A 15,799-nucleotide genomic window follows, 5' to 3' on the forward strand; every position below is an offset into this window, starting at 1 on the left:
TTGCAACCGACCGTTGGTCGCTTACTTGTTCTTTTCCTCTTCCTGCTTGATCGCCTCGGCAAGCTGGTGATCGAACACCTTCGAGTTGTCCTCGTCCAGCCCCTGGAACTCATCGACCGTGGCACGGATCCCATCAGCCAGGTCGTGGGTCCCGTGGGCCACACCACTCAAGCTCTCGCCGAGGTGCTTGGCGTTCTCCACGTAACCCTCGGCGAACTTCTTCCCCGCTTTGTCCCCGCCCCAGCACCCGTCATACCGTTGCAGCGTGGCCGACAACGGTCCCAAGGCGTCCGAGAAGTCTTTGATGCTCCCGTCCAGTTTCGCCATCTCATCCCGGGTCCCCGCGGGGTCGAGCCGGAACTTATCCGCCACTGCGCTCACCCCGCCCGCGAACATCGAGGCCCACGCCCTCGAGCATCGGCCCGATCAACGACTCCAGCAGTTCCTGAGGATCTGCAGCCCCGGAAGCCACCGCACCGTAGTCCAGACCCGACACCCCACCGGTCCCCATGACCTCCGACATCTTCGCCATCGATTCCGCCTTCCCGCGCTGCAGCGTCTCCACCACCACACTCGCCAGCTGCGCGGGCGCCAGTTTCCGGTACTTCGACTCGTTGAACACCAACTCGACCAGCTCGCCCCGGCCGTCGAACGTCATGGACAGCGACTGATCTTTCGCCCGGACCGTCGTGCGCCCCTCACGCCACAACACGCCAAGGCGGCCCAGCTTTTCCCGCTCACGATCCAGGGCGGCCAGTGCCTCGCCGACACCGGCGTCATCTTCGAACGAACCTTCGGAAACCATCACTCACCACGCCCTTCAGTCGAGTGCTTCCGCCACGCTCTCAAATTCCCGCTCGCCGCCCCAAGGAAATGGGGCCCCAAACGGGTGTTCATCGACGAACCCTGCCCGCCCGCACCAGAAACTTCGGCGATGCGGGCGGGCATCCAGCGCCGGGTGCGCGCACCGCGCACGAGCCTGAAGAGCAGCAACGCCAGCAGGGCGAGGGCCGGAACGGTGATCGCGGCTGCCAGCGCCACCGTCGAACCGTCGCCCGGGACCGGTCGCACGGGCGGAAGCGGGGCGGGTGCGGCGGTGACGACCGGTCCGGTCGCACCGCTCTCCTCCGGGATCACGGTCGTGACGGCCGCCACCGCATTCACCGCACCCCAGCCGAATCCCGGATCGGGCGGTGTCGCCGCCGGGTGGTCCGCCGTCAGCTCGAGCCGCCGCTTCACCTGCTTGGCGGTCAGATTCGGGTGGTAGGCCCGCACCAGTGCCGCGACACCCGCGACGAACGGCGCCGCGTAACTCGTGCCACTGCCCAGCCAGTGCCCCGCCCCGCCGGGGCCCACACTCGTCACGCCGACTCCGGGCGCGACCAGAGACAGGAAGTCCCCGGTTTGGGAAAAGTCCGCTTTCTTGCCGGCTACGTCTATGGCGCCGACGGCGATCACGGTCGGGAAGGCAGCGGGGTAAGTGACCGGATCGCCTTGCTGCGCACTGTTCGCGGCGGAGGACACGATGACGACGTCGCGCTCGGCGGCGTAACGGACCGCGTCGGCCAGTTCCGGATCGGGGACGTTCGTGCTCGCCGATATGTTGATGACCCGCGCGCCGCCGTCGACCGCGGCGCGGAGACCGGCGGCCATCTGGACGGCGGTCAGCACCGGCGGCGAGCCGTCCTGGGGCACCGTGGCGCACCGGATCGGCAGGATCGTCGCTTCGGGCGCGATCCCGCTGAACCCGGTGTCCGGCCGCGCCCCCGCGGCGATGATCCCGGCGACGAACGTGCCGTGGCCGAAGCAGTCCTCGTCCGCGGGCCCCCCGTCCGGGTTCGCGACGTCCACCCCGCGCTGCACGCGGCCGCCGGCCAGCTGCGGGGTTTTCGCATCGACGCCCGTGTCCACCACACCGACGGTCACCCCCGCTCCCTTGGTCAGTGACCAGACACGCGCCGGAGCCAGCCGCTGCTGGGCCCACGGCACGCCGGCCTCGGAGCTGACCGGCGGTGGCAGGCAGCCTTTCTGGTCCGCGGGCAGCGGAGCGGGCACTGGCTGGGCGGCGACCGGCCCCGCAGCCATGACCGTCCACAACAGACTTGTCGCCAGCAGTGCCGGGAACCGGCCGGTGTTCTCACTCATCAACTGGGACGCCTCCTCAAGAAGCCAATGTGGCGGTGTGGTTGGCCGTGGCCCGGGACACCGCTTCCGCCTGCCACTCGAGCAGGGAGGTCGTCACCCGGCCGACCACACCGGAGTCGTCGACGACCCGCAGGGTGCTCCGGTGCCGTCGGTCGAGCGCCTCGTCGAGCTTGGCCAGTGCCGCAAGGTCCCGTTCGTCGAGTTCTCCGGACACCGACGCCTGCTCGCCGGGCGCGAGTTCGCGGAACAGTGCCGCCGTCCGAGGTGCGGCCGGATCGCCGGCTGGGGCACCCTCGGCCGGTTCCACGGTCCGGACAGCCAGTGCCTTGAACCGCGCGCCGGCGAAGAACACGACCTCGTTCGCCGGACGGCCGATCCGCAGCTCGGCCGTCCGCCGAGCCGAGGCGGGCCAGATGAGGACGTCGAGGTTCGCGTCCGGCACCGTCACGTCGAGATCCGTGGTGCCGACGAGGAAGCCCGGCTCGGTCAGGACCGTGCCCGGCTTCGCTGTGCTTTCCGGCGCTTGCCCGGGCCGCCCCTGCCGGAGCACCGCACGCCGGTGGGTGGGTAGCCGGCGCAGGCCCGAGACCAGGCACGGGACCTGGCCGGCGAGCTCGCCGTCGTGTCCGTTCCGAACAGCGGCGCCGAGGTCGGTGGAGCTGCCGGCGCCGCTGCCCAAGTAGAGGCACACGGCGACGTAGTCCGCTTTGGCGCCGGGGTCCGGCCGACGCATCGACGGCCAGGTCGCCAACGCGGCGTTGACGGTGGCGAGTGCTTCGCTGTACGCCTCGCCGGCCGCGGTGGTGAATCGGGCCTGCTCCGCGGCGGTGCTGGCCCGATCCGCAATCACCAGCGCGGCGCCGGTCGCGATCGCCGGTGGTGCCGCGGGTTCGGCAGGCGGTTGCTGAGCGGTATCGGAGCCGGGCACCTCGGCCGGACCGGGTTCCGCTGCGGGGGTGGAGGCGATTTCGGCTGTCGGCGCACTGTTGGCTTCGACGGCGGCAGGAGGTGCCGGTCGGGCGGTCTCCCCGATCCCCGCATCGTCCGGCGGAGCCGGCACCGGCGCGACGGGTTCCGTACCACCTGGCGCGCCGGACACGGTCGCGACCGGAGGCCCGGAAACCAGCAGCGGCCGCGGCACCGCCGAACGAGGATCGACCGGCCGTGGCCTCTCGCCGGCGACAACCGGTCGCGGATGGTCGCCGGGCGGAACCGCCGTCACGGCTCCGGAGCGGTCCACATGAGCCGCCGTCGGAGGAGCTACTGGCCGCTTCGGCTCTTCATGGCGCGAAGGAGCTACGCCTCCCGGAGCCGGGCCCGGACGGACCGGCATCGGCGGTCTCCTGGGAACGGGACCTCCAGCCGGCGGCACTGGAGCACGCGAAACTGCGTCCGGCGGGAGATCGCCGAGCAGTTCACGGGCCCGGTCGTCCAGCCTCCCCGCCAGCCGGAGCCGCGCGGCGGCCTGGGTCTGTGCATCGATTTCCTTCAGCACCGCCTCGACCGCCGCGAGCAGCTCGGGCCCGACCGGTTCGCCCGGTGTCCCGATGTGCAGCGTCCAGCCGTGCGGGTCGAACGCCGGCTTCGCAGCGGCGGGGTCGGCCGGGCCGGTGTGCAGCGCCAGACCGGATGGCACGACGTCGGCCGCGACCGCGCCGAGGCGGTAGCCCGCGTGGCCGCGACGCTCCCAGCCCGCGGGTGGTGGGGCTGCCTCGATCACCTCTTGTGAGCCGTCCACATGCTGCCGGAGCAGCGACGCGAACGGCCCGAAACCACCCGCCACGACCACGTCCCGCCCGAGCGCCTTGGCGAACTCGCCCAGCCAGGCCCGGGTTCGCCCCGCGGAAGGAAGCACGACGAGCTGACTGGGAACCCGCGGAAGCCCGGCGACCGCCGCGGCCACCGCGGCCGGCGCCAGCTCGAGGCCTTGGACGACGATTCTTGCCGCCTCGGGATCGGCCGGAACGGCGAAGGCCGGACCACCGGGCGTCGCCGGGCGCTCGCCGGGTCCGCGGACCAGCACGCCGGCGGGAACCGGCTCGAGCACCGTGTCGCGCACCACGAGCGGCGCGGCAGGCATCACCGCTTCCCAGCGCGGCACCGGGTACCGGTGGCCGCCGGGGACCGGCGGAACTCCGGGACGGAAGTGACGCCAGCCGCTGACGGCGTAGAAGACCGCACCCGGCTCCGGGCAGAATTCCCCGACGGGGGCGAAGATCGCGATGTTCAACGCGTCGGCCAGTGCCTGGGAGACCAGCGCGTCCGCGCCCAGGTCCGGCAGGCCGATCCGCACGGAACGGACGTCGCCGGCCGCCATGGCATGCCGGTGCAGCAGCGACGGCAGGTGGGTGATGAGCGCCGGTTCCTCCGCCGCCCCGGCGGACACCCACACGAAGACCTCGCCCGGGACCGGCGCCGGCCTGCCATGCGGTCCGGCTTCCCCCGGCCGGCGGATGACCAGGTCCAGACCGCGTCGGTCGACGACGAAGCCACCGGCCTGGTGAGAGGTGGCGTTGCTGGTCATCTCTTGCCTCCTGAGGGGGGCGAGCACCCGCACACCGGGCGTCGGCGATTCAGGCACCGGGTTCGAAGTCTTCGGCTTTGAGGAGGGTCAGGTCAGCCGCGGTGAGCGTCGGCGACTCGGCGAGACGCGATGCCTGCCGGTCCGTCATCCGCTCGAACACCCGCCGCGCCGTCCGGCCGTTGCCGAACGTGCCGTCCTTCGGGATCGCTTCGAAGTGGTCGCGCAACGCCTCCGCCGCGCCGTCTTCGAGCTGGTAATCGTGCTTCGCGCACTGCGACCGGACGATCGTGACGAGCTCGTCCGCCGTGTAGTTCGCGAACTCGATGGTCCGGCTGAACCGTGACTCCATGCCGGGGTTGGCCGCCAGGAAATGCTGCATCTCGGCGCTGTAGCCGGCGGCGATCACCACCACGTCTTCCCGGTGGTCCTCCATCAGCTTGACGAGGGTGTCGATCGCTTCACGGCCGAAGTCGGGCCCGGCGCCGCCCTGCCCGGAGCTCAAGGTGTAGGCCTCGTCGATGAACAGGACGCCGCCCAGCGCCGTGGTGAACGCCTCCGTCGTCTTGATCGCGGTGCCCCCGATGATCTGCGCGACGAGGTCGGCCCGCGCCACCTCGACCAGGTGGCCCTGTCGCAACACACCGAGCTGGGCGAGAACCTGGCCGTACAGCCGGGCGACCGTCGTCTTGCCGGTGCCGGGGGCTCCGGCGAACACCAGGTGGCGGGCCATCGGCGGCGCCGACAACCCGGCGTCCTGCCGGCGCTTGGCCATCTTGTTGAGGTTGATCAGCGAGGTCACTTCCCGCTTCACCCCGGCCAGCCCGACCAGGTTCTGCAGGTCTACGAGCGGGTCACCGGCCGGCTTGGCGTGGTCGGCCGGTGCCGGCGCAGGTTCCGCGGACCCGGCGGACGCCGAGGTCCCATAGGCGTCGGGTTTGGAGTTTCCGCCGGTGATCAGGTCGAGCACTTCGATCGCCGTGCCCGGGCGAAGCTGACGCACGCCGCTGCCCTGGTTGTCCCGCACGGTGCAGGACGCCACTCGCACGGCTTCCTCGGTTTCGAGGAGGATCCCGTCGGCCTTGCCGCCGGTGAATTCGGACTCGGTCACCGTGCCCGACGCCCCTTCGGCGAACCGGCAGCCCGCGCCCGCGCTGTTCTGTACCCGAGAGCGGGCCACCGACAAGGTCGCCCCGGCCGCGGCGTGGATCCCGTCCGCGCCTGCGCCTTCGATCGCGCTGTCCACCAGGGACAGAGTGGCCTCGGCGACTTCGACGCCGGCGCCCACGGTGTTGCGCACGCTGAGCCCGCTCATCGACAGCCGCGCGCCGGCACTGACCCGCAACCCGGTCCGTCCGCCGTCGATCTCGACGTTCTCCATGGTGCCGCGACCTCCGCCGTCGAATTCGATGCCGGCGCCGTCCGAGCCGAGCACGTGCAGCCTCCGGAAGAAGGGATCGGCGGAGCCGGAGACCTTGAGCCCGGCGGCGGTGCACCCGGAGATCGCGAGCCGGTCGAACTCCGGCGCGGACCGCTCGGTCACGTGGACCCCGATCCCCGTCACGTCGGAGACTTCGCAGTTCGAGACGACGCCATTCGAGCGCGCGGTGAAGTGCACGCCGTGAGAACCGGTCACGCGGACCCGGCACCCGTGCAGCGACGGCTTGCACCCGTCGGCGACGAACACACCCTCGGCGCCCACCTCTTCGGCAGCGCAGTCGGCCAGCGTGACCTCCCCGTTGCTGGCCAGGTAGAAGCCGATTCCCGCCACATCGGTCACGGTGAGCCGTTTCGCATCGAGCACTGCTTCCTGCTCGACCGCGACTGCAGGCTTGGCCGTGGCCGAAATGGTGGTGTCCTCGACGACCAGGCGGCCACGGCCGTTGAGGCAGATGCCGTTGCCCGTTGCGCCGCTCAGGGCGCACGCGCGCATCAGCAGCGTGCCGTCGTCGGCGACCACGACAGCCGACGTCCCCATCGAGTCGAACCGGCAAGACTCGAGGACACCACCGTGCGGTGAGGTGACCACGACCCCCGCGCCGATTTCGTTCCGCACTGCACAACCGCGCATCAGGACGGTGCCTTCACCGGAAGCGAAGACTGCCGACCAACCCGCTCCCTCGATCGAGCATTCCGTCAGGCTCAGCTGTCCCCGGGTGACGAGGACCGCCGGGTTGTCCGCGTCCGCGGACACGGCCGTGACCCCGGTGAGCGCGGCGGACGCGGTGGCGAGGGTTACCGCCACCCCGGTCCTGGCGTAGATCGTCACCGTTCCGGCGCCGCGCTCGGCGGTGATGGTGACCGGCTTGGACAGCACCAGGTTCTCGGCGTACCGCCCCGGTCCCACGACGATCAACGCGCCCTCCGGCGCTCCAGCGATCGCGTCACCGATCTGCCGGTAGCCGTGACCCGGCGTCTGAGTGACCGTGAGGACGTTCTGGCCCATGCTGCAGCTCTCCTTCGTCGACCATGCCCACCTACGGCCAAGTCGGATTGCAGCCAACCAACCGGGCCTCAATGAAATCTCCATTCGCTCCGGTGGACGCACCGGACCGGCCCAGCAGCAGTGACGGCGACGAGATCCGGGACTTACGGGCAGGATCACCGGCTGAAGTCACCTCCGCGCCGCATTTCCACGGCGGGACCTGCCGATGATGTCCAGGTGGATGACATCCTCGACACCGTCTCCGCGACGGAGAAGCCGCTGGTGTTGCTCACCGGGCTCGCAGGCACCGGCCGCACCACCTTGCTCACACGGTTCTCCGATCGCTGCGAAGCCGAAGGCCGCCACGTCTCGGCGATGCGGTTCACTTCGGCCGGCGACGTGGTCCCGGCGCGCTTCTCCGGCTCGCCGGACGTAGCTCGAACCGACGCCGTCACCGTGCTGCGGGGACCGGTCCGCACCGAACCCGCGTGGGCGACGATCGGCCCGGTCACCGGAGCTGCCGGAGACCCGGCGGTGGCCCGCCGGGCAGCCCACGCCGCGGCCGCGGCCCTGCGACGCGCCGGCGACACCACGGTCCTGCTGCTGGACGACCTGCAGTGGATCGACCGTGATTCTCTGGCGGTGCTCGAGGCGCTGATCCGGATGCGGGTCAAGTGCGTCGGGACGTTGCGCGTCCCGGCAATCGGCGCCGCGGCTCGGTTCGGTCCGGAGGTGCTGGCCCGGCTTCGCGGTGAAGACCTGGTCGACACCCTGCGGCTGCCGCCCCTGAACCGGCGTCGACTGGCCAACCGGCTGGCCGGCGACCTCGGGGCCGTTCCGGAACCCGAGCTCGTGGACCACGTTCACTCGGCGAGCCGTGGTGTTCCGGCCGTACTGGATGACGTCGTGGACGCGCTGCACCGGCGTGGGGCGATCCGGGTTGTGGACCGGTCCGCCTACTTGGTCGCCGATACCTCTGACCGCCCCGTCGAGCCGGGCCGCTGCGTCAACGCCGTCCGCGAGCTGGGCGACGAAGCATGGGAAGCGGCGAAAGCGCTGGCTCTCCTGGCTCCCCTGGGCGACGCGGCCCCGCAGCTGGCCGGCGAAGTGATCGGCGTCCCCGCTTCGGAAGTGCTGCGGCGCTGCGACGTGCTACGCGCCGCGGGGGTGCTCCACCGCGGCGGTCCCGGCGCGGGCTGGCGGTTCCCCATCCCGCACGTGGCCACCGCGTTGGCTGCCGCCTGCGGCCCGTACGAGCGGCGCGTGCTGGCCGCGGCCGCGGTGACCGCGTTGTGGGCGGGCACCGCCTCCTGCGCCGATCCGGTCCACCGGAAGAACCTGGTCGCCGCGGCCGGCCGGCTGGTCGCCCCCGCCCGCGCGTCCAGCGAACTCCTGCACGACGCGGACGACGCAGGGGTGACCGACAGCCGGTCCGCCCTTCGCCGGATCGCTGCTGCGGCCGAGCTCGCCGGCGATCCGGCACGTCGAGCGGAAGTGCTCCTCTTGCTGGCGACGACCTACGATCGGTACGGCGATCACGAACGGACCCGGCGCACCGTCCGGTCGGTGCTGGCCGACTTCCCGGACGTACTCGACCCGGAAGCCGCGCTCGAAGCCGGCGTCCTCCTCGTCCGCGCATCGAGCGGACTTCGCGACACCCCCTCACTGCGCTCCATCGCCGCCGGAGAGACCACGCTCGCTCGAGATCCCGCCGTCCGGACGACCATCCGCGCGCTCGCGTGCGGAATGCTCGACCGTTGGGCGGACGCCGAACGGTGGTCGGACAGCAACGAGGCGCTCAGCCGGAACGGGCACGTCCGCGCGGTCAACGATCTGATCCAGGCGGCAAGTGCCCTGTGGCAGGGGCGTGCGGGATTGTTCGAGCGGGGGCTCGCGCACCGGGAGAACTGGTCCGGGAACCCCCGGCTGCGTGCCGAGCAGGTCGACACCCACCTGGCCGGACTGCTCCTCAACGGCGAACTCGGCCAAGCCGAAGACCTGCTGGCGGCCGAAGGACTCTCGTGGGACCAGACCCGGCCCGCCAACCAGGTGATGGCCATGGTCCTGCAGGGGGAATTCCGGTTCGCCACCGGTTTGGCGTGCCGTGCCGTCGCCGTCCGGTCTGCCCCTTCCTTCTCGGCCGCGACGACCGGGATGTTCCACGCGGCGGTCACCGCGCTCGTCAGCCAGGGACGGCTCACGACGGCCCGGGAACTGCTGACGGCAGCCGAGCGGACGAACCCGGTTCTCGCTCACCTGCTGGACTTCACCGAGGCTCAGCTCGCGCGAACACTCGGCGATGCGCGAGGTGCGGCCGAACGGCTCACCATCGCGCTCGACTCGGCTCGTTCGCACGGCCTGGTCGTCGGCTGCGACGTCGCGTACGCAGAGCTGGCGGACCTGGCTCTCGAGCTGGGCGAGCACGACACGGCGGAAGCCTGCCTGTCGGCCGTCGAACGGCTGGCCCGGGTGTCGCCTTCGGGCCGCACCACGTTGCTCGCCCGGTTCGTCCGAGCCGCGGTCGCCGGAGACGAAGCGGCGGGGGTCCGCTCCCTGCGGCTGGCGCGTGATCGCGGCCAGCCGTTCGAGCTGTCAGTCCTCATCACCCGCCTGGTCAAGCACGGAGTCGCGGATCCGCCGCTGCTCAGCGAGGCCTACGAGCTGATGGGGCAACTCGGTGCACTCTTCCACCGCGCGGAAACCCGGACACTGATGCAGAAGCACGGCGTGGTCGTTCCCGGCCGCCGCAACACTCTGGCGGAGAACGAGCGGTTGCTGGCGACCCTGGCCGCCGAAGGCTTGGGCAACAAGCAGATCGCCGCGGCGCTGATGACGAGCGAGAAGAGTGTCGAGGGGCGCATGAGCCGGCTGTTCACCCGGACCGGCTACCGCTCTCGCATCGAACTGTCCACCGCGATGGCGAGCGGAGAACTGGACTTCTGAGAGCTCCGAATCAGGCTTCCTCCGCCAGCGCACGCACCGCCTCCGCCACCAGGCGCATCGACGCGGGCGAACCGGGGTTCAGCTGGACGTCCACGCCGCGGGGCGGGAGAGCTTCGGCCAGCTCCTCAACGGTCACGTCCAGCCAGCGGACATCTTCGCCGAACCCCACGCGGTGACCGTAGGAGGTGGTCACCTGTACCGAAGGCACACCGTCCGGAGCGGGACGAACCACCGCGGTCCCCGCATCGTCGGTCGCGATGCCGAGCACCGCGTCACGGAGCACCACCGGCAAGTGGTCCGCAACATCATCGCCCTTGGCGAGAGCGCGGAGCACAGCGTCCACGGGATCGAGCGGGGAATCCGATGAGCCCGGCCGGTACCAGGGATTCGGGTGGAACCGGCTCGGCTCGCCCACTTCATCGACGAGCCATGCTCCCAGCACGGCCTCCACCGGTACGTCCTGCTCGCCGTCACCGGAGGAGAACGCCGGGTCGAGAAGCAGCAGCAACCGGTTGTCGGCCCCGTCCTCGGGTCCGCTCACCGTGACGCCTCCTGAACCGGCACGGCGGCGACACCGGGCACCCGGGCGAACCGGCTCAGTTCGGCGTCCGGCACCGGCTCGGCTGCCCGGACGTTCCGGTCGGCGAACGCCTGCAAGGAAGCTCGGACGAGGTCATCGCGGCTGCCGCCGTCGCCGACCTCCGAGGCCGCCAGCTCGCGGAGCAGAATCCTGCCCCGCCGTTTCTCACCGGGCTCGACGGCTTCGAGCACCCGAAAACGGGTTCCGGGCGGGAAGAGCACGCGACCGGCGACAGTGCCGTCCGACGGCTCGATCGATGCGGTGAGTCGCCCGCTGAGTGACCAGACGACGAGGTCGGTCGATCCGCTCTCAGCCGGGCCGAGCGTGGTCCGCGTATGCACGAACCCCCGCTCGACCAGCACGGTCCCCGCAGTGAGCAGCGGCCACAGCCCCCCATCGAGGTCGAGCACCGTGGCCGTCGCTTTGCGGTGCATCGGGAGCTTCTCCAGGCCGCAGGCCACGCACCGGCCGAACTCGACATGACTTCCGATCGTGCCGGCGAGCAGCCCGGCGTCGACGTCCGGATCGCGTCCGGCCAGGTAGAGGCCGGCGGCCACCACGGCGGTCAGCCTGCTTCCCCGCGCGCCGCGATCGGCGGAGAACCGGCGCACTACCGCCCCGACCCGTTCGGACAGCGCGTCGAACTCGGCCTCGCGACCATCGCGGACGACGGTTTCGTCGACCACGAAACCCGCGGGCACCGGCCACACCCGCGCGGCCGGATCGGCTACGGCCTGCTGAACTGCCCAAGCCGAACGCTTGGGGGCCTCGGGACGGGACGCACGCGGAGCGGGCAGAGTCGTCACGGCCGGATGGGAGATCCTCGTGGTGACCCCGGCAGCTTCGCTGTACGCCGGCATCGCGTCGTCGGGCTTCGACCGTGCACCGAATCCCGTCTCCGGCAATCCGGCGAGGCGCGATACGATCTCCGACTGCTCCATCATCAGCCGCGACAGCCGGGGTAGCGGATGCAGCGGCTTTGTCAGGTCGACTCCGAACGGACCCCGCGGCAGTTCCTCGGGGACAGCGATGGGCACCAGCTTGGCCACGGCCCGGACTTTGCCGGGCAGCTCCTCGAGGATTGCCGCGGCGAGCCCGTCATCCGCAGAGTCGTGGAAGACCAGAACGGTATCAGGGTCGACGGATGCGGTACGGACCGTTGCCGCATGCGCGGGCTCACCTTGAGGGCGTACCCACAAGCCGGCCTGGACGACTTCGACCACCACGCCGGAACTGTGCTGGTAGAGCCCGGGCCTAGCCTCGATCAGGCCGTCGGCAGGCGGCCTGGAACGCCGTATCCGCGGGGCGGCAGGCTCGGCCGTGACGTCGTGCCGAGGCCGGAACGCCACCTGGTCGGCGAAGACGGGAACGCCGTGCGAGCCGTCCGGTCGCAGGGCGAACATCTCACCCGCGTCGGCACTCCCGGTCGGCACTCCGCCGTAGCAGACGATTTCTTCACCGAGTGCGTCGGCCAACGCCTGACCGGGACTGACCTCGCCGGCGGCGTCGAGTTCGCCGAAGCGGAAGAACCGGGCCCGGTTGCGGGCGTCCGGGTCGGTGGCCGTCCACCATCGCGCGACATCGGCCAGGGGCAGCGCGGGCACCCCTGGAGCCCCGAGCACGACCGTGAGCTCCTCAGTGGAGACGCGCAACCAGCGGGTGAGCCTCGCGCGACCTGCTTGAAGCCACGACTCGGGGCCGTGCGGCCGGAGCCAAAGCCCGGCGGGCAACGGTTCTGCCGTCGTGGCTTCCCCGGCCCGGTGGAGATCGAGGTCCAGGGTTCGCTCCCACTCCGGCACCGGGAACCGCCGTCCCCGCCTCTCCGGAGGCTGCCCGGGCGCGCACACGGTCCATCCGCGACTGCTGTGGGGCGGCAGGAAGACCAACCCCGTGGGACCGGCCTGCATCGCGCCATCCGGGAACAACACGGGCGCACCCAGCCGGTCGGCGAGCCACTGCGCGCCGGACAGCGGAATCTCCCGGGCCGTAGCGGCGGGAAACAGCCGAACCGCTCGCGGCGCCGGCGGAAGAGCCGCCGCCACCGCTTTCCACACCTCGATCGACGCACCCTCCGTCGGGAAATCCGCGACGACGAGGACATGATCGGCTTCGGCTCGCAACGAGGACGCCAACTGGGCAGCCTGCTTGCTCAACCCCGGCTTACCGTGGACGACCAGCGCTTCGCCGACTTGCCGGCCTGAGACACCAGCGCTGCGCCGGCTCAGGCGCGGCAATTTGAGAAGCTGCATCGGTTTCGCCTTCCCATGGCGGCGGACGCCTGAACCGGCCGCCCGCTCGAACGGCAGAGGGGTTCAAGCAACCTGGTGGTCCCACTTTGGCGGGCGGGAGAACTGACCGCTCCGCCGATGGCTCATCGGACGGGTATCCGGCGGATATCCCTCACGAACCCCGTCGGTCGGATCAGGCGCCGATGGCCTGGCGGTCGATCCTCAGAGCCGCCATGGCCAGGCCGTACCTGGTCCGGCAGCCGACCTTGGCGAACAGCCGGGTCAGCTGCTTCTCGACCGTCTTCTCGCTCATTCGCATCATCCGGGCGATCTGCCGGTTCGTCCGGCCTGCCCTGATGAGCTCGACGATCCTCGATTCCGTGTCGGACAGAACCTCCGGCGCCTTCCGATCGGTTGCCGCACCGGCGACGGCTGTCGCCGGTTCTGTCCCGACGCCGGTAGGCGAGCTCGCGTGCGATTGCCGGAGCCAGCCGTGCGGGGAATCGGGCATTCGAGCCGCCGGGTCACGCAACAGCACCAGCTCGCTGTCGCGGTGTGGCCGGAGCAGCCGTTCCGCCGTCCGGATCTCCGTCTCGTCCCCGCCGGCGAGACCTCGCACCAGTGCCAGCACTCCGTGCGACCGAGAAGTTCTGTGGCCTTGGTGGTGCGACTCGGCGACATCGACGACGGCGCGGCGGTGACTCGGATCGTCGGAGTGCCCTGCCAGCCAGGCCAGCCGCAGCAGCAGCCTCGACGTCCCCGGATCGGCCGAACTCGCCGGACGGATCCGGAAGGCACGACGACCGGCCGCGAACGCTTCGTCGTCCGCACCGGCCTGGTGACACAGGGCCGCCTCCACCCAAGCCCTCAGGTGTGGGAGCCGGCTCGGTTCCGGTACGGCCGCCAGCCACTCCGCCGCTTCCCGGCTTTCGCCCCGCCAGCCGCACATCTCCGCAGCCAGCAACCGAGCGTGTTCACGGACGGGTGCTTCCACCGCCTCTACGTTTTCGAGCTCCGCAACGGCGGAAAGCGCGTCGGCCCAGCGACCTTCGTCGTATCCGGCGCGTACGCGATGGAATACGGCCAACCGGCCACGCTCGGGTATGCGGTAGTCCGCCCCCAAGACCGCCGCGAGAACCGGGGCGAGGTCCCTCGCGGCACAGGCGTCGGCGAGCAGGGCAGCACGCCGTTCCCCGAGCCGGGCTCGCCGGACCGGCTGCGGGGCGGTAGACCCGATTCGTCGCCAGACCGGAAGCAGCGCGGCCGAGACGCCGGCCGGATCGACCGGCTCGCCGGCGAACCACCGGTCGGCCAGCCGCAGAACGGGCTGCGCGTCGTCGCACTGGCGAAGGTGTTCGCGGACAGCCCTCTCAACCGGGGCCCCCAGGTGAAGTGCCGCCAGAACGGCGCCCAGAGCCAACTGGGCGCGTTCTCCCTCACCCGGGCCCGCATCGAGCGCGTCGGCGACGAACGAGGTCATCGAACGATAGTCGGCGACGCGAACCAGGTGCCGGACGAGTTCGGTCTGCCGGACGGCACGTCCGTCTCCCGGCTCACTGTGCCACCACCCGGCATACAGGTAGCGCGTGCGTGCCGGGGAATCATCGGGGAGCGAGCGCTCAGCGTCCAGAAGGATTGCGGCGAAGTCCGTGCGGACGGGCTGCTCCCGTCCGGCCAGGGCCACGTGCCTGGCCACGTTGCCCGGCCGCACCGAAAGCAGGTCACCGTCTTCGAGCATTCGCTCGACGATGCTCCGGTGCAGCCGGTTCCGTGGGCGGTCTTCCGTTGTTTTCCCGACTTCCGCGGCGACACCGGGTATCCGGCACCGGATCGTGCCCGAGGAATCGCAATCGAGGACGCCGGCCTCGACAAGAGAGTCGACCAGCCGGCCGGCGACCTTGGCACCGTTGCCACCACCGGCCACGTACGGCAGGTCGTCGACGGACAGGCCGTCCGGCCCCGCGGCGAGAAGGACGACCTCCCGGCCGGCTTCGCCCGACAACTCGAGGCCGTCGAAGACCGGGTGTCCGATCGGGACGGTCACCGGAGTTTCGGAGTTCCGCAGTCGGGCGAGACCGCCGCTCACCTGGATCTCGCCGCGGGCGCGGAGGCTCGCCACCGTGGAACTGATCGCTCCCGGATTTCCCCACAACGGGCCGAGCGCCTGCTGGACGGCCGATTCCGTCTCGGGTGCGACCGCTGATCTCAGAAGCCGCCGCAGCAGGTTCGACGCGGCCTCCGGGGTCAGGGGACCGACTTCATGCAACTGCCGGAACACCGCCTCGAGCGAGGTCACGGGGTCGGTGGACCGAATCCGACACGACGCGACGACGGTGTGTCCGGACCGGTGAATTGCCGCCGCCGCCGGAATCGGCTCAGGCAGCCGGTCGAGGTCGTCGAGGATGACCGTGATCGGCTCCGACCTGCTCAGGCGGGAGAAAAGAGTGCTCATGGCGTGCAGTAGGCAGAACCTGGTCCACGGGTCGGCGTAGCCGTCCTCCGTGCACAGCCGGCTCACGTCGTCCAGCGAGTGCGCGAGCCGTGGATGCGTGTCGAAGCAGTCATATTGCTCGCGCACGGCCGTGAGCACCGCCCGGAAACCAAAGCGATCCCATACCGGACCACCAGCGGAGAAGGATACCTTCAGCACCGGCACGCCCCGGCCGGCCAGGACCGCGTTGAACTCCTCGAGCACAGCGCTCTTCCCGCTGCCCGGAAGACCACGCAACAGGATCGGACCGGACCCGCTGTCTTCGAGAAGAGCCTCGACCTCCGATCGCCTGCCGATCAGGCCGCCACGCTGACGCACCATCGCCCACCCCTCCGATCCCGATTACCCACTCCTTCGCGTAGGACCAATACCATCACGAGTGACTCAACGAATTCTTCATTCGAAGGCCGGAGTTCATACAGGCAAACAGGATGGGTTAGGCGCACTTCGCCTGCGCAATCGAAAG

General features: G+C 70.8%; 9 protein-coding genes. 1 reads left to right on the forward strand and 8 read right to left on the reverse strand.

Annotated features, from left to right (window positions below):
• Positions 1 to 21 precede the first annotated feature (21 nt).
• The 5 genes from ACLJPY_RS02810 to ACLJPY_RS02830 are packed head-to-tail and all read right to left on the reverse strand — an operon-like array spanning position 22 to position 7,112.
• Positions 22 to 372 (reverse strand): WXG100 family type VII secretion target, encoded by a 351-nt coding sequence (locus ACLJPY_RS02810; protein WP_410586385.1) that lies wholly within the window; start codon positions 370 to 372, stop codon positions 22 to 24.
• The gene (locus ACLJPY_RS02815) at positions 362 to 805 is read right to left on the reverse strand and encodes a YbaB/EbfC family DNA-binding protein (protein ID WP_410586386.1); all 444 of its coding nucleotides are present in this window, start codon (positions 803 to 805) and stop codon (positions 362 to 364) included. Before ACLJPY_RS02815 ends, ACLJPY_RS02810 begins: the two co-directional genes overlap by 11 nt.
• Complete coding sequence (mycP, locus tag ACLJPY_RS02820; RefSeq protein ID WP_410586387.1) at positions 805 to 2,145, reverse strand: type VII secretion-associated serine protease mycosin; 1,341 nt, start codon at positions 2,143 to 2,145, stop codon at positions 805 to 807. The genes ACLJPY_RS02815 and mycP overlap by 1 nt, the downstream gene beginning before the upstream one ends.
• Positions 2,146 to 2,161: 16 nt before the next feature.
• Positions 2,162 to 4,669 (reverse strand): hypothetical protein, encoded by a 2,508-nt coding sequence (locus ACLJPY_RS02825; RefSeq protein WP_410586388.1) that lies wholly within the window; start codon positions 4,667 to 4,669, stop codon positions 2,162 to 2,164.
• Positions 4,670 to 4,718: 49 nt separating this feature from the next.
• Positions 4,719 to 7,112 (reverse strand): right-handed parallel beta-helix repeat-containing protein, encoded by a 2,394-nt coding sequence (locus ACLJPY_RS02830; RefSeq protein ID WP_410586389.1) that lies wholly within the window; start codon positions 7,110 to 7,112, stop codon positions 4,719 to 4,721.
• A 216-nt stretch (positions 7,113 to 7,328) separates the two neighbouring features.
• On the opposite strand from ACLJPY_RS02830, the gene ACLJPY_RS02835 reads away from it, so the two are divergent.
• Positions 7,329 to 10,034 (forward strand): AAA family ATPase, encoded by a 2,706-nt coding sequence (locus tag ACLJPY_RS02835; protein WP_410586390.1) that lies wholly within the window; start codon positions 7,329 to 7,331, stop codon positions 10,032 to 10,034.
• Between the two features lie 10 nt (positions 10,035 to 10,044).
• Here the strand turns inward: ACLJPY_RS02835 and ACLJPY_RS02840 are convergent, their stop codons facing one another.
• The 3 genes from ACLJPY_RS02840 to ACLJPY_RS02850 all read right to left on the reverse strand — a co-directional run bounded on the left by ACLJPY_RS02840 (position 10,045) and on the right by ACLJPY_RS02850 (position 15,654).
• Positions 10,045 to 10,575, reverse strand: a complete 531-nt coding sequence (locus ACLJPY_RS02840) for a type VII secretion system-associated protein (RefSeq protein ID WP_410586391.1) — start codon at positions 10,573 to 10,575, stop codon at positions 10,045 to 10,047.
• On the reverse strand, positions 10,572 to 12,863 hold the full coding sequence (locus ACLJPY_RS02845) for a hypothetical protein (RefSeq protein ID WP_410586392.1): 2,292 nt from the start codon (positions 12,861 to 12,863) through the stop codon (positions 10,572 to 10,574). Before ACLJPY_RS02845 ends, ACLJPY_RS02840 begins: the two co-directional genes overlap by 4 nt.
• Positions 12,864 to 13,035: 172 nt before the next feature.
• Positions 13,036 to 15,654: an AAA family ATPase gene (locus tag ACLJPY_RS02850; protein ID WP_410586393.1), complete on the reverse strand. Its 2,619-nt coding sequence runs from the start codon at positions 15,652 to 15,654 to the stop codon at positions 13,036 to 13,038.
• Positions 15,655 to 15,799: the final 145 nt, after the last annotated feature.

Source organism: Amycolatopsis sp. lyj-23 (assembly GCF_046549135.1).
GTDB lineage: Bacteria > Actinomycetota > Actinomycetes > Mycobacteriales > Pseudonocardiaceae > Amycolatopsis.